The 20,725-nt window shown below is 73.1% G+C and carries 14 protein-coding genes and 1 tRNA gene; 11 read left to right on the top strand and 4 right to left on the bottom strand.

Annotated features, from left to right (window positions below):
* Positions 1-243: 243 nt before the first annotated feature.
* The 3 genes from A0J59_RS11895 to A0J59_RS11905 all read right to left on the bottom strand — a co-directional run bounded on the left by A0J59_RS11895 (position 244) and on the right by A0J59_RS11905 (position 3,483).
* Positions 244-1,146, bottom strand: coding sequence for a carbohydrate ABC transporter permease (locus A0J59_RS11895; RefSeq protein ID WP_064316234.1), 903 nt, complete (start codon positions 1,144-1,146; stop codon positions 244-246).
* Positions 1,143-2,045 (bottom strand): carbohydrate ABC transporter permease, encoded by a 903-nt coding sequence (locus A0J59_RS11900; RefSeq protein ID WP_047233561.1) that lies wholly within the window; start codon positions 2,043-2,045, stop codon positions 1,143-1,145. Before A0J59_RS11900 ends, A0J59_RS11895 begins: the two co-directional genes overlap by 4 nt.
* Before the next feature lie 139 nt (positions 2,046-2,184).
* On the bottom strand, positions 2,185-3,483 hold the full coding sequence (locus A0J59_RS11905; RefSeq protein ID WP_047233560.1) for an ABC transporter substrate-binding protein: 1,299 nt from the start codon (positions 3,481-3,483) through the stop codon (positions 2,185-2,187).
* A 373-nt stretch (positions 3,484-3,856) separates the two neighbouring features.
* Between A0J59_RS11905 and A0J59_RS11910 the strand changes: the two genes are divergently transcribed.
* The 8 genes from A0J59_RS11910 to A0J59_RS11945 all read left to right on the top strand — a co-directional run bounded on the left by A0J59_RS11910 (position 3,857) and on the right by A0J59_RS11945 (position 17,885).
* The gene (locus A0J59_RS11910; RefSeq protein ID WP_082141329.1) at positions 3,857-4,975 is read left to right on the top strand and encodes an ROK family transcriptional regulator; all 1,119 of its coding nucleotides are present in this window, start codon (positions 3,857-3,859) and stop codon (positions 4,973-4,975) included.
* Complete coding sequence (locus A0J59_RS11915; RefSeq protein ID WP_064316235.1) at positions 4,972-6,105, top strand: substrate-binding domain-containing protein; 1,134 nt, start codon at positions 4,972-4,974, stop codon at positions 6,103-6,105. Before A0J59_RS11910 ends, A0J59_RS11915 begins: the two co-directional genes overlap by 4 nt.
* The gene (locus A0J59_RS11920; protein WP_053369337.1) at positions 6,102-6,914 is read left to right on the top strand and encodes an ATP-binding cassette domain-containing protein; all 813 of its coding nucleotides are present in this window, start codon (positions 6,102-6,104) and stop codon (positions 6,912-6,914) included. The genes A0J59_RS11915 and A0J59_RS11920 overlap by 4 nt, the downstream gene beginning before the upstream one ends.
* On the top strand, positions 6,911-8,119 hold the full coding sequence (locus A0J59_RS11925) for a sugar ABC transporter permease (RefSeq protein ID WP_047233558.1): 1,209 nt from the start codon (positions 6,911-6,913) through the stop codon (positions 8,117-8,119). The genes A0J59_RS11920 and A0J59_RS11925 overlap by 4 nt, the downstream gene beginning before the upstream one ends.
* A 2-nt stretch (positions 8,120-8,121) precedes the next feature.
* The gene (locus A0J59_RS11930) at positions 8,122-9,246 is read left to right on the top strand and encodes a LacI family DNA-binding transcriptional regulator (RefSeq protein WP_220084474.1); all 1,125 of its coding nucleotides are present in this window, start codon (positions 8,122-8,124) and stop codon (positions 9,244-9,246) included.
* A gap of 206 nt (positions 9,247-9,452) precedes the next feature.
* Entirely contained in the window at positions 9,453-14,873 is a 5,421-nt protein-coding gene (locus A0J59_RS11935; protein WP_064316236.1) for a GH92 family glycosyl hydrolase, read from the top strand.
* A 151-nt stretch (positions 14,874-15,024) separates the two neighbouring features.
* Positions 15,025-16,320 (top strand): AGE family epimerase/isomerase, encoded by a 1,296-nt coding sequence (locus A0J59_RS11940; RefSeq protein WP_064316237.1) that lies wholly within the window; start codon positions 15,025-15,027, stop codon positions 16,318-16,320.
* Between the two features lie 134 nt (positions 16,321-16,454).
* Positions 16,455-17,885 (top strand): ATP-binding protein, encoded by a 1,431-nt coding sequence (locus A0J59_RS11945; protein ID WP_064316238.1) that lies wholly within the window; start codon positions 16,455-16,457, stop codon positions 17,883-17,885.
* A 45-nt stretch (positions 17,886-17,930) separates the two neighbouring features.
* Here the strand turns inward: A0J59_RS11945 and A0J59_RS11950 are convergent.
* A tRNA-Gly gene (locus A0J59_RS11950) sits at positions 17,931-18,001 on the bottom strand.
* A gap of 153 nt (positions 18,002-18,154) precedes the next feature.
* On the opposite strand from A0J59_RS11950, the gene A0J59_RS22370 reads away from it, so the two are divergent.
* From A0J59_RS22370 to A0J59_RS11965, 3 genes are all read left to right on the top strand, one after another.
* The gene (locus tag A0J59_RS22370) at positions 18,155-18,754 is read left to right on the top strand and encodes a TM2 domain-containing protein (RefSeq protein WP_064316239.1); all 600 of its coding nucleotides are present in this window, start codon (positions 18,155-18,157) and stop codon (positions 18,752-18,754) included.
* A 140-nt stretch (positions 18,755-18,894) separates the two neighbouring features.
* Entirely contained in the window at positions 18,895-19,470 is a 576-nt protein-coding gene (gene dcd, locus A0J59_RS11960) for a dCTP deaminase (RefSeq protein ID WP_047233554.1), read from the top strand.
* Positions 19,471-19,535: 65 nt separating this feature from the next.
* A complete protein-coding gene (locus A0J59_RS11965; protein ID WP_047233553.1) occupies positions 19,536-20,609 on the top strand; it encodes a hypothetical protein in 1,074 nt (357 codons plus the stop codon).
* Positions 20,610-20,725: the final 116 nt, after the last annotated feature.

Genomic DNA, 20,725 nt, shown 5'->3' on the forward strand with positions numbered 1-20,725 from the left:
GGGTGGGGGGTGCTCACGCAGTGCGTCCTCTCGGGGTGGTGCGACGGCGCACGCTGTGGCGCAAGGCCACCTGACAGCGCTGTCGAGTTGGAGTATAGGCGCCGTTCTCCCGGGAGTGAAGGGAGCGCCGCGGACTTCGCCCGGTCGGTGGTCGTGCCGTGGCCGGTGGGACGACGGAGGGGCGGGCGGGACCTGGTACGTCCAGGTCCCGCCCGCCCCCCGCGCGCTCGGTCCGACCGGAGGTCAGCCCTTGACCGAGCCGGACATGAGGCCGCCGACGAAGTACTTGCCGAGGACGATGTACACGAGCAGCGTCGGCAGCGACGCGAAGAGCGCGCCGGCCATGGAGACGCCGTAGTTCTGCAGCAGCGCGCCGTTCGCGAGGTTGTTCAGCGCGAGGGTCACGGGGCCGTTCTGGCTGGAGGAGAAGAACACGGCGAAGAGGAAGTCGTTCCACGCCGAGGTGAACTGCCAGATGAGCACGACCACGAAGCTCGGGATCGAGATCGGCAGGATGATCGACCAGTACGTGCGCAGCATCCCGGCGCCGTCGACGCGCGCGGCCTCGACGAGCTCGTGCGGCACGGTCATGTAGTAGTTGCGGAAGATGAGAGTCGTGATCGGGATGCCGTAGATCACGTGCAGCAGGATCAGCGACGGCACGCCGCTCGGGATGCCCATGCCCAGCACGAGCTGGTTGAGCGGGATCATCACGGCCTGGTACGGGATGAACATCCCGAAGAGGATGAGCGTGAAGACGACGTTCGCGCCCTTGAAGGACCAGCGCGACAGCACGAACCCGTTGAGCGAGCCGAGGAACGCGGCGATGATCGCGGACGGCACGACCATCTGCACCGTGCGCCAGATCGCGGGCGACAGCGCGGTCCACGCGGTCTGCCAGTTCTCGAGCGTCCACACCTGCGGGAGCGACCACGCGCGCGCCGGGGAGGCGTCGCCCGCGCCCTTGAAGCTCGTCACGAAGAGCACGTACACGGGGATGAGGACGATGACGAGGAAGAAGATCAGCGCCGCGTACTTGAGCGTGCGGCCGACGGAGAAGCGCTCGCGGGGCCGGCGGCGCGCGGCGTCGCGCGGGGTGCCGAGGACGTCGGGAGCGGGGACGGCCGGCGTCGAGGTGGTCGTCATCGCTTCTCCTGACGGTTGGTGCGGATCAGGTACGGCACGATGACCACGGCCACGATGATCAGCAGGATCGAGCCGACCGCCGCCGCGTTGGCGTAGTCGAAGCTCGACTTGAACACGTACATGTCGACGGCCGGCACCTTGGTCTGGTAGTTCGCGGGCTTCGAGATCGACATGATGAGGTCGAACGCCTTGAGCGACATGTGGCCGATGATGATGAGCGCCGACAGCGCGATGGGCGAGAGCTGCGGGAAGAGCACGTGGCGGTACAGCTTCCACTCGCTGGCGCCGTCCATGCGGGCGGCCTCGCGCAGCTCGTCGGGGATGCCGCGGAACCCGGCGAGGAACAGCGCCATCACGTAGCCCGAGAGCTGCCAGATGGCGGGGATCGCGATGGCCGTGATGCCCCACGTGACGTTGTTCCACCAGTTGTTCTGCAGGAAGTCGAGGCCGACGATCTGGAACAGCCGGTTGAGGCCGCTGGCCTGCTCGCCCTGGTTCGAGTTCAGCAGCCAGCGCCACACGACACCGGAGGCGACGAACGACACGGCCATGGGGAACAGGTAGATCGAGCGGAAGATGCCCTCGCCCTTGACCGGCTTGTCGAGCATCCAGGCCCAGAGGAAGCCCATCACGAGCGTCCCCACGAGGAAGACGACGGTGTAGAGGACGAGGTTCTTCAGCGAGTGCTGGAACGCCTCGCTGCCGAGCAGGTCGGTGTAGTTCTCGAACCAGACGACCACGGACGGCTTCTGTCCGGTGGCCTGCGCCGCGGTGTGGTTGTCCGTGATCGACGTCCGGAAGTTCGCGCCGATGAGGCCGTAGACGAACACGCCGACGAGGATCAGCGAGGGGGCGAGCAGCAGCAGCGCTGGGCCGGCTCGTCGCAGTGACTTGAGCATGGTGGGTCTTCCCGGTCGTGGGGGCGTGGGACGCGACGCTCGCGAGCGTCGGCGTCCCGGGGAGGGGTCCGGTCGCGCGGGGCCGCCGCGCGCCGTCGGGGTGCTCCCGACGACGCGCGGCGGATCCGGTGGACGGGTCTCAGCCCTCGGTGGCGGTGACGAGCTCGGACTGGAAGGTCGCGAGGTCGGAGCCGCCGGACGTGAACTTGCTCGTCGCGTCGGAGATCGCGTTGAGCGTCGCGACGGGCGCGGCGGCACCGTGCGCGAGCGAGGACACGATGGTGTCCTGGCCGAACGACTCGATCGCGGTCTGCTGGTACTCGGAGAACTCCGACGGGTCGGCGTCGGTGCGGGCCGGGATGGAGCCCTTGGCCTTGTTGAACGCGACCTGGCCCTCGAGCGAGCCGACGGTCTCGAGCCACGCCTTGGCGCCGTCGGGGTGCGGCGCGCCCACCGGGAGGGTGAACGAGTCGGCGAGGAAGTCGAACACGCCGTCGGTGCCCGGGACAGGGGCGGCGGTGAAGTCGGTGCCGAGCGTCTTGCCCTGCTCCTCGAACGCCGCGACGGCCCAGTCGCCCATGACGTTGAACGCGGCGTTGCCGTCGATCACCATCTGGGTCGCCTCGGGCCAGTCGAGCCCGTCACGGTCGGTGTTGGTGTAGCTCATGAGCTTCTCGAAGTCCTCGAGAGCCGACGTCACCTCGGCGCCCGACCAGTCGGTCGAGCCGTCCCACAGGCCGTTGTACGCCTCCGCGCCCAGGTCGGCGAGGAGCACGGTCTCGAGCAGGTGGACCTGGGTCCACGTCGTCGCGACCGACAGGGGGGTGACGCCCGCGGCCTTGAGCTTGTCGAGGTCCGCCATCCAGGCGTCGAGGTCGTCGTACGTGGCGGCCGGGTCGATGCCGTTCGCCTCGAGGACCGTCGGGTTGGCCCAGACGACGTTCGCGCGGTGGATGTTCGACGGGATCGAGTAGATCGCGCCGTCGTCGGACTTGAGGCGGTCGACGAGGTCGGCCGGGAAGACGTCGGTGAGGCCGAACTCGTCGTACAGCGACGAGACGTCCTCGATCTGCGCGGCGTCGATGTAGTCCTGGAGCTCCGCGCCGGCGTGCGCCTGGAACGTGTCCGGCGGGTCCTGCGCCTGGAGGCGGGACTGGAGGAGGTCCTTCGCGGCCGAACCGGCGCCGCCGGCGACCGCGCCGTTGATGAACTCCACGTCGGGGTGCTGCTCGTTGAACACGCCGACCAGAGCGTCGAGACCCGCCTTCTCCGAACCCGCGGCCCACCAGGTGAAGACCTCGACCTCGTCGCCGCCCCCCGAAGCGCCCCCGTCGCCGGTTCCCCCGTCACCGGAACCACCGCCGCTGCACGCGGCGAGTGCGAGACCCACGAGGGCGGCCGTGGCCACCGTCGCGCTCGTCCTGCGATCGATTCGCATCGTGATTTCCCTACGCCTTCTTCGGTCGTGGGGGACCGGCGGGACGACCACGTCGCACCGGCCGGGCGCACCGGCGCGCCCTCGAACCCGCTGCCCATACAACGACCCGTTCCGGCTTGATGTCAAGAAATGAACGCAAGCGTCGCTGAATCGTGATCTTCGCGTCAGGTCCTGCACGCAACCAGCGGTTCTGTCGAGTCTCACCTAGAGTGACAGCGCTGTCCAGTCCGTTCAGGAGATCGGCTCAGCGTCCACGACCCGGCCTGTCCCACCTGGACGGGGGCGCCCCGGCGGTATCCTGACCTGCGTGCGCGCTGACCGGGTGACCCCGGGCTCGCAGACTTCACTGCGTGAGGCCAACCGAGCTCGGATCGTGAGCGCCGTCCAGCAGCGTGGCTCCCTCACGCAGATCGAGCTGGCCGGCGTCACCGGGCTGTCCCCGGCCACTGTCTCCAACATCGTCAAGGAGCTCACCGGCGCGGGCGTGCTGCACACCTCGCCCTCCACGCGCAGCGGTCGCCGCGCGCTCCAGGTCACGCTCGCGCGCAACCTCGGGCTCGTCGCGGGCGTCCACTTCGGCACCCGGTCGATGCGCGTCGCGCTCGCCGACGCGTCCATGCGCGTCCTCGCCGACCAGCGCATGCCGCTCGCCCCCGACCACCGCGCCGACACCGGGCTCCAGCGCGCCGCGCTGCTCGTGGGGGAGATGGTGGCGTCGGTCGACGCCGCCCCGGACGAGCTGCTCGCCGTCGGCGTCGGCGTCCCCGCCCCGGTGGACGTGCGCGCGGGCCGGATCGCGACCGTCGGGATGATGCGCGGCTGGGACGGCGTCGTCGTGCCCGAGATGCTGGAGGCCGAGCTCGGCGCCCCCGTGACCGTGGACAACGACGCCAACCTCGGCGCGCTCGCCGAGACCCGGTTCGGTGCCGCCGTCGGGCACGACGCCGTCGCCTACCTGCGCGTGTCCCACGGCGTGGGTGGCGGGCTCGTCCTGGGCGGGCGCGTCGTGCACGGCCGTGCGGGCGTCGCGGGCGAGATCGGGCACGTGACGATCGACGAGAACGGCCCGGTGTGCCGGTGCGGCAACCGCGGCTGCCTCGAGATGTACGTCGGCGCCGGGGTCCTGCTGTCCATGCTCTCCGAGAGCCGTGGTCCCCTCACCCTGCGCGACGTCATCGCGCGCGCCCAGGAGGGCGACCCCGGGTGCCGGCGCGTCCTGTTCGACGCCGGTCAGCACCTGGGCGTCGCGGCCGCCAACCTGTGCAACCTGGTCGACCCCGAGATCGTCGTCGTCGGAGGGCAGCTCGCGGAGGCGGGCGAGGCCCTGCTCGGCCCCCTGCGCACCGCGCTCGAGCAGCGCACGGTGCCGAGCACCGCAGGCCCCGTCCAGGTCGTCGCGTCCGAGCTCGGGTCCGCGGCCGAGGTGCGCGGCGCGCTCGCCGTCGCGCTCGACCTCGCGCGCGTCAGCGGGTCGCTGGGGGTGAGCGCATGACCGGGGCCGCCGTCGCCCGGACCAGGCTCGCCCGCGGTCGGGCGCGCGGCGTCGTGACGGCCGCGCTCGCGACCGCCGTCGTCGCGCTGCTCGCGCTCGCCGGGTGCGCGGCGCCCGAGGAGCCCGCCGGCCCGTCCGAGGGGACCATCGGCCTCCTGCTGCCCGAGGCGAAGACCGCGCGGTACGAGACGTCCGACCGCCCGACCTTCGTCGGCGTGGTCGAGCAGCGCTGCGCCACGTGCGAGGTCCTGTACGCCAACGCCGCCCAGGACGCCGCGAACCAGCAGCAGCAGGCCGAGTCGATGCTCGCCCGCGGGGCCGACGTCCTCGTCCTCGACGCCGTGGACGCCGTCGCCGCGGTGAGCATCGTCGCGGAGGCCCAGCGGCTCGGGGTGCCCGTCATCGCCTACGATCGCTTCGTCGAGGGCGCGAACTACTACGTGTCGTTCGACAACGAGCTCATCGGGTACCTCATGGGGGAGGCGCTCGTCGGCGCGGTGCTCGACCGCGCGGAGCAGGACCCGCCCCCCGACGGGCGGCGGCCGGGGGTCCTGTTCGTCCAGGGCTCGCCGACCGACCCGAACGCGGCGGAGTACGCGGCGGGTGCCCACCGAGCCTTCGACGGAGAGGACATCGACGTGCTCGCCGAGTACGACACCCCCGACTGGAGCCCCGACAAGGCGACCGAGTGGGTCGAGGGGCAGCTCACGCAGTACGCCGGCCGCGTCGACGGCGTCTTCGCGGCGAGCGACGGCATCGCGGGCGGCGCGATCGCCGCGATGAAGGCCGCCGGCCTGGACCCCGTCCCGCCCACGACGGGCCAGGACGGCGAGCTCGCGGCGGTCCAGCGCATCGTCTCCGGCGACCAGTACATGACCGTCTACAAGGCGACCGCCCAGCAGGCGCGCACGGCCGCGGAGCTCGCCGTCCGCGTGCTGCGCGGCGAGGACCCGCGCGCCACCGCGAGCATCGACGGCGTCCCGAGCCTCCTCCTGGCACCGCGCGCGGTCGGGGTCGACGACGTGCAGCGCGTCATCGTCGACGGCGGCGTCTACACGGTCGACGAGATCTGCACGCCGTACTACGTCGACTCGTGCGTCGAGGCGGGGCTCCTGGAGGCCGCCCCGTGAGCGCGCCCGTCCTGTCCCTGCGCGGGGTCTCCAAGAACTTCGGCGGCGTCCGCGCGCTCGTCGACGTCGACGTCGACGTGCGCGAGCACGAGGTGCTCGCCGTCGTGGGAGACAACGGTGCGGGCAAGTCGACGCTCGCCGGCGTCGTCGCGGGCGCGTTCCGGCCCGACGCGGGCGAGGTCCTGCTCGACGGCGCGCCCGTCGTCCTCGACTCGCCCGCGGCGGCGCGCGCGCACGGCATCGCGGCGGTGTTCCAGCAGCTCGCGCTCGTCGACGACCTCGACGTCGTCGAGAACGTGTTCCTCGGCCAGGAGACGCTGCGCGGCCCGTTCCTCGACGAGATCGCGATGGAGCGCGAGGCGTGGGGCCTGCTCGACCAGCTCGCCGCGACCGTCCCGTCGGTGCGGCAGCCCGTGCGCACGCTGTCCGGCGGGCAGCGGCAGGTCGTCGCCGTGGCCCGGGCCCTGCTCGGCGCGCCGCGCGTCCTCGTCCTCGACGAGCCGACGGCGGCCCTCGGCGTCCGCCAGACGGCCGAGGTGCTCAATCTCATCGAGAAGCTGCGCGAGCGCGGGCACGCGGTCGTGCTCATCAGCCACCAGGCGGGCGACCTCCAGGCCGTCGCCGACCGCATCCTCGTGCTGCGGCTCGGGCGCGTGCACGGCGAGTTCGCCGGCGACACGTCCTACGAGGACCTGCTCGCCGCGATGACCGGCGCGGTCCGGCCCGCACGGCCGGGCGGCCCGGCACGGCCGTCGACCGACCCGGGGCGCGAGCGGCGCTCCGGCGGCACCGGGGCGGTGCACCGATGAGCGTCCCCGGCCGCACGTCCGGCGCCGCGCTCGACCGTTCGGGCGTGCTGTCGGGCAGCGTCGTGCGCCAGCTCCGCGGCGCCCACCTCGGCATGCTCCCGATCGTCGGCGCGCTGCTGCTCATCTGGGTCGTGCTCGGCGCGATCAACCCGGCGTTCCTCTCGGCGGAGAACCTGGTCAACCTCACGCTCCAGAGCGCGCCCACGGGGATCATCGCGCTCGGGGTCGTGCTCGTCCTGCTCGTCGGTCAGATCGACCTGTCCGTCGGCTCCGTGAGCGGGCTCGCGGCGGCGGTGCTGGCGGTCGGGACCGTCAACCTGGACTGGCCCGTCGGGCTCGCGATCCTCGCGGCGCTCGCGGTCGGCGTCGTGGTCGGCCTCGGGTACGGGCTGCTGTCCACGCGCCTCGGTCTCGCGTCGTTCGTCTTCACGCTGGCCGGGCTGCTCATCCTCGCGGGTGTGCAGCTCCGGGTGCTCGGCCCCTCGGGCTCGATCAACATCCCGTTCGAGTCCTGGCTCGTGCGCACGGTGCAGCAGGGCTTCCTCGCGCCGGCCGCCGCCTGGGGCCTCGTGGTGGTGGTCGTGGTCGGGTATGCCGCGCTGCGCGTCGTCGACCACCTGCGCCGCGTGCGCGCGGAGCTGCCGAGCCCCGGGCTCGGCCGGATCGCGATCCGCACCGCGGTCCTCGCCGCGGTCCTCGTCGGCACGGTCGCGTACCTGGGGACCGCGCGCGGGATCGGCTACACGGTCGTGCTGTTCGTCGCGCTCGTCGTGGTGGTGGACGTCCTGCTGCGCCGCACCCGGTGGGGCCGGTCCGTGCGCGCGGTGGGCGGGAACCGGCGCTCCGCGCTCCTCGCGGGCGTCGCGGTGCGGCGGACCGTCGTCTCGTGCTTCGTCGCGTGCTCCACGTTCGCCGCGCTGGGCGGGATCCTCGCGGCCGGGCGCCTCGCCGCCGCGAACCAGGGCACCGGGGCCGCCGACACGTACCTCACCGCGATCGCCGCGGCGGTCATCGGCGGGACGAGCCTGTTCGGCGGGCGGGGGAGCGCGTGGTCCGCGGTGCTCGGCGTGCTGGTCATCCAGTCGATCGCCAACGGCCTCACGCTGCTCAATCTCGACACGGCGACGCGGTACATCGTGACCGGAGCGGTGCTCCTGCTCGCTATCGTCGTCGACATGCTCATCCGCGGTCGACGGGAGGTCTGATGATGGTGATGCAGGGGGAGAGCGCGGGAACGCTCCCGCCGGGCGAGGTCCGGGCCGCGGGCTCGAACGGCCCGACGGACACGGCGGCGCGCCCGCACTCGGGGCGCGGCGGCCGACGGCCGACCCTCGCGGCCGTCGCGGAGGTCGCCGGCGTCAGTCTCAAGACGGCGTCACGCGTCCTCAACGACGAGCCGAACGTGGCGCCGCAGACGCGGGCCAAGGTGCAGGAGGCCGCGCAGCGGCTCGGCTTCCGCCGCAACGCGGTCGCGGCGGACCTCGCGCGCGGCGGCTCGTCGCGGCTCGTCGGCTTCGTCACCGGCGACCTCGCGAACCCGTTCTACTCCGCGCTCGCGAGCGGGATCGAGCGCGAGCTGCGCCACCACGGGCTCCAGCTCATCACGACGAGCTCCGACGAGGAGCCCGAGCGCGAGCGCTCGCTCACGGAGGCGCTCGTGGAGCGCCGCGTCGGCGCGCTCGTGGTGACGCCGACGTCGACCGACCACTCGTCGCTGCGCCGCGAGCTCGACGACGGGCTGCCGGTCGTGTTCATCGACCGGCCGGCGCAGGGCGTCGACGCGGACACCGTCGTCATCGACAACCGCGGCGGCGTGCGCGACGCCGTGACGCACCTGCTCGCGCACGGGCACCGACGGATCGCGCTCGTCGGGGACGTGTCGCGGCTGTGGACGTTCCAGGAGCGTCGCGACGAGTTCGTCGCGACGCTGCGCGGCGCGGGCGTCGAGGACCCGTCGCGGTACGTGCGCGACGGCGCCCACGACGCGGAGCTCGCGCACGCGTTCGTGGCGGAGCTCCTGGCCATGCCGGAGCCGCCCACGGCGTTCGTCACGGCGAACAACAAGATCACGGTCGGCGCGCTCCACGCGCTGCGCGACCGCGTGGCCGCGGGGGGCCGCGCGGACGTCGCGCTCGTGGGGTTCGACGACTTCGAGCTCGCGGACCTGCTGGACGTGACCGTCGTGGGGTACGACGTCGTCGAGATGGGGCGCCAGGCCGCGGCGCTCGCGGTGTCGCGGGCCGACAACCCGGAGCTCGCCCCGCGCCTGGTCGTGGTGCCCACGCGGCTCGTGGTGCGCGGCACGGGCGAGATCCCCGGTCCCGGCGCGTAGCGGGACGTCGCCTGGGCATCCTCGGCCGTCGACGGCACGCCCGTGGCCGGTCCTCGGCGGGTGTCCGTTCCGGCCTCCGGCCGCGTTGACAAAGCCGCTACCGCCACATAAGTTCAGGTCGCCCCTGACAACGCTTCCCCCCTGCGCGTTGTCAGGGGCACCCCCGCAGCCTGACAGCGCTGTCACGATCGAAGGAGATCGCGAGCATGACCAGACCACAACCGCCCGGACGCGTCGTCTCCACGCGCTCCGGCAGCCGCCGCGCACGGCCCCTCGGCCTCGCGCTCGCCGCCGCCCTCACCGTCCCCCTCGCCGTGCCTCTCGGAGCCCTCACCGCTGCGCCCGCCGCCGCGGCCGAGCCGGGCGACTTCTCGTCGTCCTTCGAGTCGGGAGACCCGGCCGCGCTCGCCACCACGGTGGCCGAGCGCGACGGCGCGCCCTGGCAGGCGAACGTCGGGTCGTTCACGAGCGGCCTCCCCGGCAGCGTGCTCGGGAAGCTCAAGGCCGTCACGGCGAGCGCCCAGAACCTGCCGAACGAGGGCGCCGCGAACCTCGCCGACGGCAGCTCCGGCACCAAGTGGCTCGCGTTCGCCTCCACCGGCTGGGTCCGGTACGAGTTCGCCGAGCCCGTGTCGTTCGTCGCCTACTCGATGACGTCCGGGGACGACGCCGCCGGTCGAGACCCGAAGACCTGGACGGTCGAGGGCTCGAACGACGGGTCCACGTGGACCGCGCTCGACCGGCGGACGGACGAGGACTTCCCGAACCGCCAGCAGACGCGCACGTTCGAGCTCGAGGCGCCCACCGCGGCGTACACGTACCTGCGTCTCAACGTCACGGCCAACTCGGGCGACTCCATCGTCCAGCTCGCCGGGTGGGACCTCTCGGCCGACCTGAGCGCCGGCCCGTCCGCCGCGCCCATGACGACCAAGGTCGGCACCGGGCCGCGCGTGAACTTCACCAACAAGGCGGGCGTCGGGTTCTCCGGCCTGCACTCGCTGCGGTACGACGGCTCGCACCTCGCCGACGGCGAGACCCACGCGACCAACGTGCTCTACGACGACGTGGACGTCGTCGTCGGCGAGGACACGCGCCTGAGCTACACGATCTTCCCCGAGCTGCTCGACGACCTGCAGTACCCGTCGACCTACGCGGCCGTGGACGTGCTCTTCACCGACGGCACCTACCTGTCCGACCTCGGCGCGCGCGACGCGCACGAGACGGTCGCCACCGCGCAGGCGCAGGGCGAGGGCAAGATCCTCTACGCCGACCAGTGGAACTCCGTGCGGATCGACCTCGGCGACGTCGCCGCGGGCAAGACCGTCGACCAGGTGCTGCTCGGCTACGACAACCCGGGCGGCCACGCCGGGACCAAGTTCGCGGGGTGGCTCGACGACGTCGCCATCACCGCCAGCCCGGCGACGATCGACGGCTCGAGCCTCGCGAACTACGTGGACACGCGCCGCGGCACGCTCGCGTCGGGCAGCTTCTCGCGCGGGAACAACATCCCGGCGACGGCGACGCCGAACGGGTTCAACTTCTGGACGCCGTACACCAACGCCTCCTCGCAGAGCTGGCTGTACGAGTACCACAAGGCCAACAACGCCAACAACAAGCCCGTGCTCCAGGGCTTCGGCGTCTCGCACGAGCCGAGCCCCTGGATGGGCGACCGCAACCAGCTCACGTTCCTCCCGTCGACGGCGTCGGGGACGCCCGACGCCACGCTCTCGACGCGCGGCCTCGAGTTCGACCACGCCGACGAGCTCGCGCGGCCGGACTACTACGGGGTCACGTTCACCAACGGGTCCGCGATCGAGGCGACGCCCACCGACCACGGTGCGGTGCTCCGCTTCAGCTACCCCGGCGCCAAGGGCCACGTGCTCGTGGACAAGGTGGACGGCTCGTCCAAGCTCACGTACGACCAGGCCACGGGGACGATCTCCGGCTGGGTCGAGAACGGCTCGGGCCTGTCCGTGGGCCGCACGCGCATGTTCGTCGCCGGCACCTTCGACCGTAGTCCGACGGCGGTCGGGACGGCGGCGGGCAACCGTGCGGACGCGCGCTTCGCGACGTTCGACACGTCGTCCGACAAGACGGTCGAGCTGCGCGTCGCGACCTCGTTCATCAGCCTCGACCAGGCGCGCAAGAACCTCGACCTGGAGGTGACCGGCAAGACCTTCACGGAGGTCAAGGCCGCCGCCGCGCAGGCGTGGAACGACCGCCTGGGGGTCATCGAGGTCGAGGGCGCGAGCGAGGACCAGCTCGTCACGCTGTACTCGAACCTCTACCGCCTCAACCTGTACCCGAACTCGCAGTTCGAGAACACGGGCACGGCGCAGGAGCCGGTGTACAAGTACGCGAGCCCGGTCTCCGCGACCACCGGCACGGCGACGGACACGCAGACCAACGCCAAGATCGTCGACGGCAAGATCTACGTGAACAACGGGTTCTGGGACACCTACCGCACGGCCTGGCCGGCGTACTCGCTCCTCTACCCGGAGCTCGCGGGCGAGCTGATCGACGGGTTCGTCCAGCAGTACCGCGACGGCGGCTGGATCGCGCGCTGGTCCTCCCCGGGCTACGCGGACCTCATGACGGGCACGAGCTCCGACGTCGCGTTCGCGGACGCGTACCTCAAGGGCTCGCTCCCGACGGACTCCGCGCTCGAGGCGTACGACGCCGCGCTGCGCAACGCGTCCGTCGCGCCGCCGAACAACGCCGTGGGCCGCAAGGGCCTCCAGACGTCGCCGTTCCTCGGGTTCACGCCGGAGTCCACGCACGAGTCCGTGTCGTGGGGCCTGGAGGGCCTGATCAACGACTTCGGCATCGGCAACATGGCCGCCGCGCTCGCGGAGGACCCGGCCACGCCGGACGAGCGCCGCGAGACGCTGCGCGAGGAGTCCGCGTACTTCCTCGAGCGTGCCACGCACTACGTCGAGCTGTTCGACCCCGAGGTGGACTTCTTCGTGCCGCGGCACGAGGACGGCACGTGGGCCGTCGACCCGGAGACCTACAACCCCGAGGCGTGGGGCGGCGGGTACACCGAGACGAGCGGCTGGAACTTCGCGTTCCACGCGCCGCAGGACGGCCAGGGCCTGGCGAACCTCTACGGCGGCAAGCAGGGCCTCGAGGACAAGCTCGACCTGTTCTTCTCCACGCCGGAGAAGGGTGCCGGCAACGGCGGCATCCACGAGCAGCGCGAGGCGCGCGACGTCCGCATGGGCATGTGGGGCATGAGCAACCAGGTGTCGCACCACATCCCGTGGCTGTACGACGCCGCGGGCGCACCCTCCAAGGCCCAGGAGAAGGTCCGTGAGGTCACCCGCCGCCTGTTCGTGGGCAGCGAGATCGGCCAGGGCTACCCGGGCGACGAGGACAACGGCGAGATGTCGTCGTGGTGGATCTTCGCCTCGCTCGGCTTCTACCCGCTCCAGGTCGGCTCCGACCAGTACGCGGTCGGCTCGCCGCTGTTCGACAAGGCGACCGTGCACCTGCCGGACGGCGACCTCGTCGTCAACGCCGAGAACAACTCGGTCGACAACGTCTACGTGCAGTCCCTCGCGGTGGACGGCGAGGCCCGCACCTCGACGTCCCTCTCGCAGGCCGACCTCTCGGGCGGCGCGACCCTCGACTTCGTCATGGGTCCGGAGCCGTCCGACTGGGGCACGGGCGAGGACGACGCGCCGCCGTCGCTCACCGAGGGCGACGAGCCCCCGGCGCCGGTCCAGGACGCGACGACGTCGGGCCTCGGCACGACGACGGTCGCGGACGGCGACGCGTCGACGAGCCCCGCGGCGCTGACGGACAACACGTCCGGCACGCGCACGACGTTCGCCACGACCACCCCGTCGATCACGTGGGCGGGCAACGGCATCCGGCCGACGGTCGGGTCGTACACCCTCACCTCCGGCGCGAGTGGGACGGCCTCGCCGTCCGCGTGGACCCTCGAGGGCTCCGACGACGGCGAGACGTGGACGACCCTCGACGAGCGGTCCGGCGAGCAGTTCCGCTGGGCGCTCCAGACGCGGCCGTTCACGGTCGCGGAGCCGACGGCGTTCGCGCGGTACCGCGTGACGGTCACCGCGACGTCGGGCTCCGGTGCGCTGTCGCTCGCCGAGGTCGAGCTGCTGGCCGACCCGAAGGACTCCGGGGCCGAGGAGCTCACGCTCTCGGCCGCGCCCGACCGCGACACGGTCACCGGGCGCGAGGTCTCGGGCTCGTTCGCGACCCTCACCGGGGTCGAGGGCGACGTGGCGACGCTCGACGTGCAGGTCGCGTTCGGCGACGGGTCCGACCCGGTCGCCGGGACGCTCCGGGCCGGCTCGTTCGGCGGGTACGCGGTGGACGCCGCGCACACGTGGGCTGCCCCGGGCGTCTACCCGGTGACCGTCACGGTCTCGGGCGAGGGGATCGAGCCCGTCTCGACCACCTCGTACGTCTCCGTCTCGCTCCTGCGCGAGGGCTCGCTGCTCGCCGCGTACGACAACGTCTGCATCGGCGACCTCGGCACGACCGTCGGCTCGTGCGACGGCCAGGGCGTGTTCTTCGACCGCGCGCAGCTCGCGGCGAAGGGCTTCGTCCAGGGCGAGCGCACGACGGTGCCCGGCACCGACCTCGCGTTCGACGTCCCGGCGATCCCCGCCGGGCAGCCGGACAACGCGACGGGCGACGGCCAGACCATCGAGCTCGAGGTCCCCGCGGACGCCGAGCAGCTCTCGGTGATCGGCACCGGCACGGAGAAGAACCAGCAGGCCCAGGGCGTGCTGACCTTCGACGACGGCTCGTCCCAGCCGATCGACCTGAGCTTCGGCGACTGGTCGGGGGCGGCGCGCAACCCCGTGTTCGGGAACATCCCCGTCGCCGTGACGGACAGCCGCCTGCGCGGCGGCAGCCCGCAGACCGGCACCCCCGCCGCGTTCTTCGCGACGGCGCCGATCACGCTCCCCGAGGGCAAGCGGGCCGTGAGCCTCACGCTCCCGGACCAGCCGGGCGAGCTCTCGCGCGACGGTCGCATCCACGTGGTCGCGGTCGCGCACGACGGCACGTCCGCCGAGCACCCCGCGCTCGAGGTCACGGCCGCGGAGGGCGTGACGCTCGCCGTCGGGCAGACGACGGACGTGGCGCTCGCCCAGGTGACCGGCGGACGCGAGGGCGCCGAGCTCCGCGCGGCGGTCACGTGGGGCGACGGCTCCGACGTCGTGGCGGGCACGGTGGCGGACGGGTCGGTCTCCGGCTCGCACGCCTACACGGCGGCCGGGACGTACACCGCGTACGTCGTGGTCGACGACGGCTGGACCAGCCAGGTGGTCGGGGTCCCCGTGACCGTGACCGAGGGCCAGCCGACGCTCGCGATCGACGTCACGGTGAGCACGCGCTGCCTCGCCGGCAAGGCGTACGTCGCGGTCCGCGCCGAGAACGGCGAGGACGCGCCCGTCGCGATCCGGCTCGTCACCCCGTTCGGCACCAAGGAGTTCGCGGCCGTCGCGCCGGGGGCCAACGCCTACCAGTCGTTCGCGACGCGGGCGACGTCGGTCGAGGCCGGCACGGTCACCGTCGAGGCGACCCGAGGAGACGAGGGGGTGACGGCGTCGATCACGGCGGACTACGCGGCCGTGACCTGCGGCTGAACCCCTGAGCCCACCGTGCGCCCCGGTCCCCGGGGCGCACGGTGAGCATGCACCACCGGCGGTGCCCCGGGATGATCGTCCCGGGGCACCGCGCCGTACCGGCACCGCGCCCGGTGCGGCACCACGTTCCCAGCACGAGAAGGACCGAGACATGACCGAGCACCCGTCCGAGCAGCGCACGCCCGCCCCCGACCCTCGGGGCGACCTCACGGCGGGCAGCGCGCGCTGGCGTCGCGACCAGCTGGCCGACCTGCTGCGCTTCGGCCAGGCGGCGCTGCGCGCGGACGGGGCCGCGCAGTGGCTCGACGACGACGGCCGCCCCGACCCGTCCCAGCCGGTGCACACGTGGATCACGTCGCGCATGGCGCACGTGTACGCGTTCGCGTCGCTGCTCGGGGTCCCGGGGGCGGGGGAGCGGGCCGACGCCGCGCTGCACGGCCTGCGCGCGGTGCTCGTGGACGCCGAGAACGGAGGCTGGGTGTCCTCGCGGGGCCCGGCGCGGCGCCCGGGCGACCTCGAGGTGGGCGAGGGCGTCCCGGTCGACGGGACGAAGAGCGCGTACGCGCACGCGTTCGTCGTGCTCGCCGCGGCGTCGGGCACGATCGCGGGCCGTGAGGGCGCGCGCGAGCTGCTCGACGCGGCGCTCGCCGTGCTCGACGAGCGGTTCTGGGAGCCCGGGCCCCGGATGCACGCGGACGAGTGGTCGCGCGACTGGACGACGCTCGACGAGTACCGCGGGGTCAACGCCAACATGCACGCGGTCGAGGCGCTGCTCGCGGCCCACGACGCGACGGGCGACGCCGAGTGGCTCAGCCGCGCCGCGTCGATCGCGGACCGCGTGATCGGCTGGGCGCGCGAGAACGAGTGGCGCATCCCCGAGCACTTCGACGCGGACTGGAACCCGCTGCCCGACTACAACGCGGACCGGCCGCGCGACCCGTTCAAGCCGTACGGCTCGACGCCGGGGCACGGGCTCGAGTGGGCGCGTCTCCTCCTCCAGGTCGACGTCGCGTCCGGCACGCCCGGCGCGCGCACCGAGGCCGCGGTCGCGCTGTTCGACCGCGCCGTCGCCGACGGCTGGGACGGCGAGCACGGCGGCGGGTTCGTGTACACCGTCGACTGGTCCGGTGTGCCCGTCGAGCCGCGCCGCTACCACTGGGTCGCGGCCGAGGCGGTGGCCGCGGCCGACGTGCTCGGCCGGGTGACGGGGGATTCCCGCTTCGCCGAGGCCGCCGCGGGCTGGTGGGCATGGATCGACCGGTACCTCGTCGACCCCGAGCGCGGCTCGTGGCACCACGAGCTCGACACGGCCAACCGGCCCGACGGCGTCACCTGGGTCGGCAAGCCCGACGTCTACCACGCGGCCCAGGCCGTGATCCTCCCGGACCTGCCCCTGACGGGCTCGCTCGCCGCATCGGCCAAGGCCGCGGGCAGCATCCTGGGCTGACGCCCACCCCCTGACCGCCGAGCCCGGGGTCGTTCCCCACGTCACCGTCGCCGTGAGGAGCAACCCCGGGCTCGGCGCCTGACACCCCCAGAAGGTTTACTATTCTTGGTGGGGGTTCGATTCAAGGGGGTCTCATGGCGGGATTCGTCGGACGCGCGACCGAGCTGCGCGAGCTCGCGCAGCAGCTGGACGTCGTCCGCACGGGCGGGAGGGCGGACGCCGGCGTCGCCGTGCTGCTGCGAGGCCGCCGCCGCGTCGGCAAGTCGCGGTTGGTGACCGAGCTCATCGAGCGAGAGGCCGTGCCGTCGGTCTACTTCCAGGCGGCGCGGCACGCTCCCCCCGGCGACGAGCTCGCGGCGTTCGCCGAGGCCGTCGCGCAGTCCGACCTGCCCGGCGCGGTGGTCGCCGAGGGGAACAAGCCCGACTCCTTGTCCGCCGCCCTCCGGCTGCTGGCCGCCGCTCTGCCCGCGGAGTCTCCGGCGATCGTCGTCGTGGACGAGCTGCCCTGGCTCCTCGAGGGGATCCAGGGTGGTGCGGGGGAGCTGCAGCGCGTCTGGGACCGGGAGCTCTCGCGACGGCCCGTGCTGCTGCTCCTCCTCGGGAGCGACCTCGCGATGATGGAGGCGCTCGGGCGTCCGGACGAGCCGTTCTACGGGCGCGCGACCGAGATGCTGCTGCGTGCTCTGTCTCCTCGGGACGTCGCCCGGATGACGGGGCTGACGGGGTCCGACGCCTTCGACGCGTTCCTCGTCACGGGCGGGCAGCCGCTCGTCGCGCAGGAGTGGCAGCCGGAGGAGCCGCCCGTGACCTTCGTGCGGCGCGCGTACGAGCGGGCGACGAGTGCGCTCGTCGTCTCCGGGACGAGGGTCCTCGACGGCGAGCTGCCCTCCACGTCGCACGCCCGGCTGGTGCTGACGGCGATCGGCGGCAAGGGCGAACGGACCCACTCACGGATCCTCCAGGCTCTCGACGGCTCGATCTCCCCGACGACGCTCGACCGTTCGCTCGGGCTGCTGACCGAGAAACGCGTGATCGCCGCCGACGAGCCGCTCTCCACCCGATCGGCGACGAAGGACCGGCGCTGGCGGGTCTCCGACCCGGCGCTGCGGTTCTGGCTCGCGATGGTCGAGCCCGCGCTCCCGGACATCGACCGCGGTCGACCCGACCTGGCTGCCGCCCGGTTCGAGACGACGTTCTCGTCCTGGCGCGGTCGCGCGATCGAACCCGTGGTGCGAGAGGCTCTCGCACGCCTGCTCCCGGACGAGACCTGGCCCGGTGCCCGCGACGTCGGAGGGTGGTGGCCGCGGAACAACACGCCCGAGATCGACCTCGTCGCTGCGGACGTGCGCCCCGCGCGCACCATCGCGTTCGTCGGGAGCATCAAGTGGCACGCCCGCACGCCGTTCACCTCGCGGGACGTCGACGCGCTCGCCGCCGACGCCGTCCACGTGCCGGGCGTCGGTGCCGCGACCCCGCTCGTCGCGGTCTGCCCGGCCGGTGCCGACGACGACCCGCGCCTGTCCCGGGTGTGGACGGCCGACGACCTGCTCGCCGCCTGGCCATGACGACGAGAGCCCCGCACCGGACCGGTGCGGGGCTCTCGAGCGCTGAGCGGGTGACGGGAATCGAACCCGCGCTATCAGCTTGGGAAGCTGAAGTTCTACCATTGAACTACACCCGCGCGGCGCTGGTGGCGTCCGCCCCGGGCCCTCTGGGAGGATCCTCGGCGAACCAGCGCGCGCCCCGATCATAGCGGACGTCGCCGGTGATGCCAGAACCCGACCGCACGACGACCCGATCCGCGCCCGTGTGCGGCGCACGCCGAGGAGCAGCCTTGTCCGAGAACCCGTACCAGCAGCAGCCCGACCCCGCGCAGGGGACCCCGGCCCCGGGCGACCCGGTCTACGGGGGCGGGGCGACGCCGTCGGGCACGACGCCGGGCTACGACCAGCAGCCCGGCTACGGCGACGCGTACGGTCTGCCGCAGCAGGGTTACGGGGACGCCTCCGGCCAGCAGCCGTACGGGACGCCCGGCGCGCCGGCGGGGTACGGCCAGCCGCAGGGGCAGCCGTACGGCGCCGAACAGCAGCAGGGCTACCCGCAGGGCTACCCGCAGCAGGGCTACGGCCAGCAGCCGGGGTACGCGCAGCCCGGCCCGTACGGGCAGCCGGGCTTCGACCCCGCGTACGACCCCCAGGCCAAGTCCCGGCTCGCGGCGGGCCTGCTCGGCATCCTCGTCGGGAGCCTCGGTATCCACCGGTTCTACCTGGGCTACACGGGCATCGGCCTGACGATGCTGCTCGTGTCGGTGCTGTCGTTCGGCTTCGCCGCACCGGTCATCGCGATCTGGGGCCTCGTCGAGGGCATCCTCTACCTGACGTCGAAGACGGGTTACTACTCGGTCGACTCGACCGGACGCCCGCTGCGCGCCTGACGTCTCGCCGAACCCGGGGACACGGGTGGGCTCGCCTGGCGAACCCACCCGTGTCCCCGGGTTCGGCGGCGTGCGGTGACGGCGGATCCAGTGTTCGGCGCCCGGTCCGGGCACGCGCCGTCGTCGGCTAGCGTGGGCCCGTGCTGCTCTCCGACCGCGACATCCGGGCCGAGCTCGACGCCGGGCGCGTCCAGCTCGAGCCGTACGACCCGTCGATGCTCCAGCCGTCGAGCATCGACGTGCGCCTCGACCGGTTCTTCCGGTTGTTCGACAACCACAAGTACCCGTTCATCGACCCGTCGCAGGACCAGCCGGACCTCACGCGCCTGGTCGAGGTCGACCCGGCGGAGCCGTTCGTGCTGCACCCGGGGGAGTTCGTGCTCGGGTCGACGTTCGAGGCGGTGACGCTGCCCGACGACGTCGCGGCGCGCCTCGAGGGCAAGTCGAGCCTCGGTCGGCTGGGCCTGCTCACGCACTCCACGGCCGGGTTCATCGACCCCGGGTTCTCCGGGCACGTGACGCTCGAGCTGAGCAACGTCGCGACGCTGCCGATCACGCTCTGGCCGGGCATGAAGATCGGGCAGCTCTGCTTCTTCCGCCTGTCGTCGCCCGCCGAGAACCCGTACGGGTCGAGCGTCTACGGCTCCCGCTACCAGGGCCAGCGCGGCCCGACGGCCTCCCGCTCGTGGCAGAGCTTCCACCGCACCGACGTCTGAGCGCGGCACGCCGCGTCGGACGTCGTTCGACCCTGCAGGACCCGAGGACCGGAGGACCGCACCGCATGAGCCCGCTCCCGCCGCTGCCGCACCCTGACGGGCCCGGCGCCGCGCAGTCGTACCAGGCGCGGCACCTGCTCGGGCTCCCGGCCGACGTCGTCGTCGACGAGGTCGAGACGCTCGCGCTGTCGCGGTTCGCGGGCGCGCGCTGGGACGTCGCGCCGGAGGGTACCGAGCCGCTCGTGCCGCCCGCCCGCACGGCGGCACCGGGGGCGCCGGGCGTGCTGCGCACGTCGCGGCACACCACGATCACCGGCCCGTACGCGGGGCCGGGCTCCGGCCTGCCGCCGGGCACGACGCTCGTGTTCGACGTCGTGTGCCCGCGCGAGCGCGGCGACGTCCCGTACCCGGGCGGCGGGGACCGCGACGGGATCGGCCGCGCGTTCCCCGGCGGGCTGCCGGTGCGCGAGGAGGAGCGGGTCGTGGCGTTCCTCGTCGCGGCGGCGCGCCGGCTCGGTGGCTCGGTGCGGACGGACGTCGGGAACCCGGCGGCCCCGGGCGTCGTCCTCACGCCCGACCCGGGCGTCGCGGTCGACATGGCGCTGTACTCGGACGTCTGGCTGGACCCGAACGCCGCCCTCGCGCTCGTCGCGCGGCTCAACCCCCGCACGCGGCTCGCGACCGAGGGGAAGTCGTACGAGGGCCCCCCGAAGGGCATCGCCGACCTGCCCCTGTACCCGGGCGAGAAGATGGACCCCGCGCTGCGCCGCGCGATCCACGCGGCCGCGGACGACGTCGACATCAAGGCGCTGACGACGGGCGCCGTCCTCGACGGGTACGGACTGATCGTCGATCTCGGCATGGACGGGCTCGTCGCCGTCGAGGTGGGCGGCGAGGAGGCCCTGCCGCTGCTGCTGCGCGGCCTGCCGTGGACGGTGGACGGCGCCGTGAGCTACCGCGTGCGGTGGGAGCCGCGGGACCTGGTCGAGTCCCAGCGGGAGCAGCCGTCGCTCGACCACCAGGTCGCGCGCAAGCGGGCCGCGGAGGTCGTCGCGCAGGTCACGCGGACGCTGCACGACGCCGTCGGGGGCGAGATCGCGGACGAGGCGGAGTTCCTCGTGGACCCCGAGGATCTCTGACGGGAGACTGAGGAATCGGTCACGGTCCGGGCTGCGGGGCCCGTGCAGGGCTGACGAGTCGGTAAAATGGTTCGTGGCACGGCATCGCCGTCGCCGTGAACTGTCGTGCCCTGCGA

The organism is Cellulosimicrobium sp. I38E (genome assembly GCF_001647255.1).
Taxonomy (GTDB): Bacteria; Actinomycetota; Actinomycetes; order Actinomycetales; family Cellulomonadaceae; genus Cellulosimicrobium; species Cellulosimicrobium cellulans_E.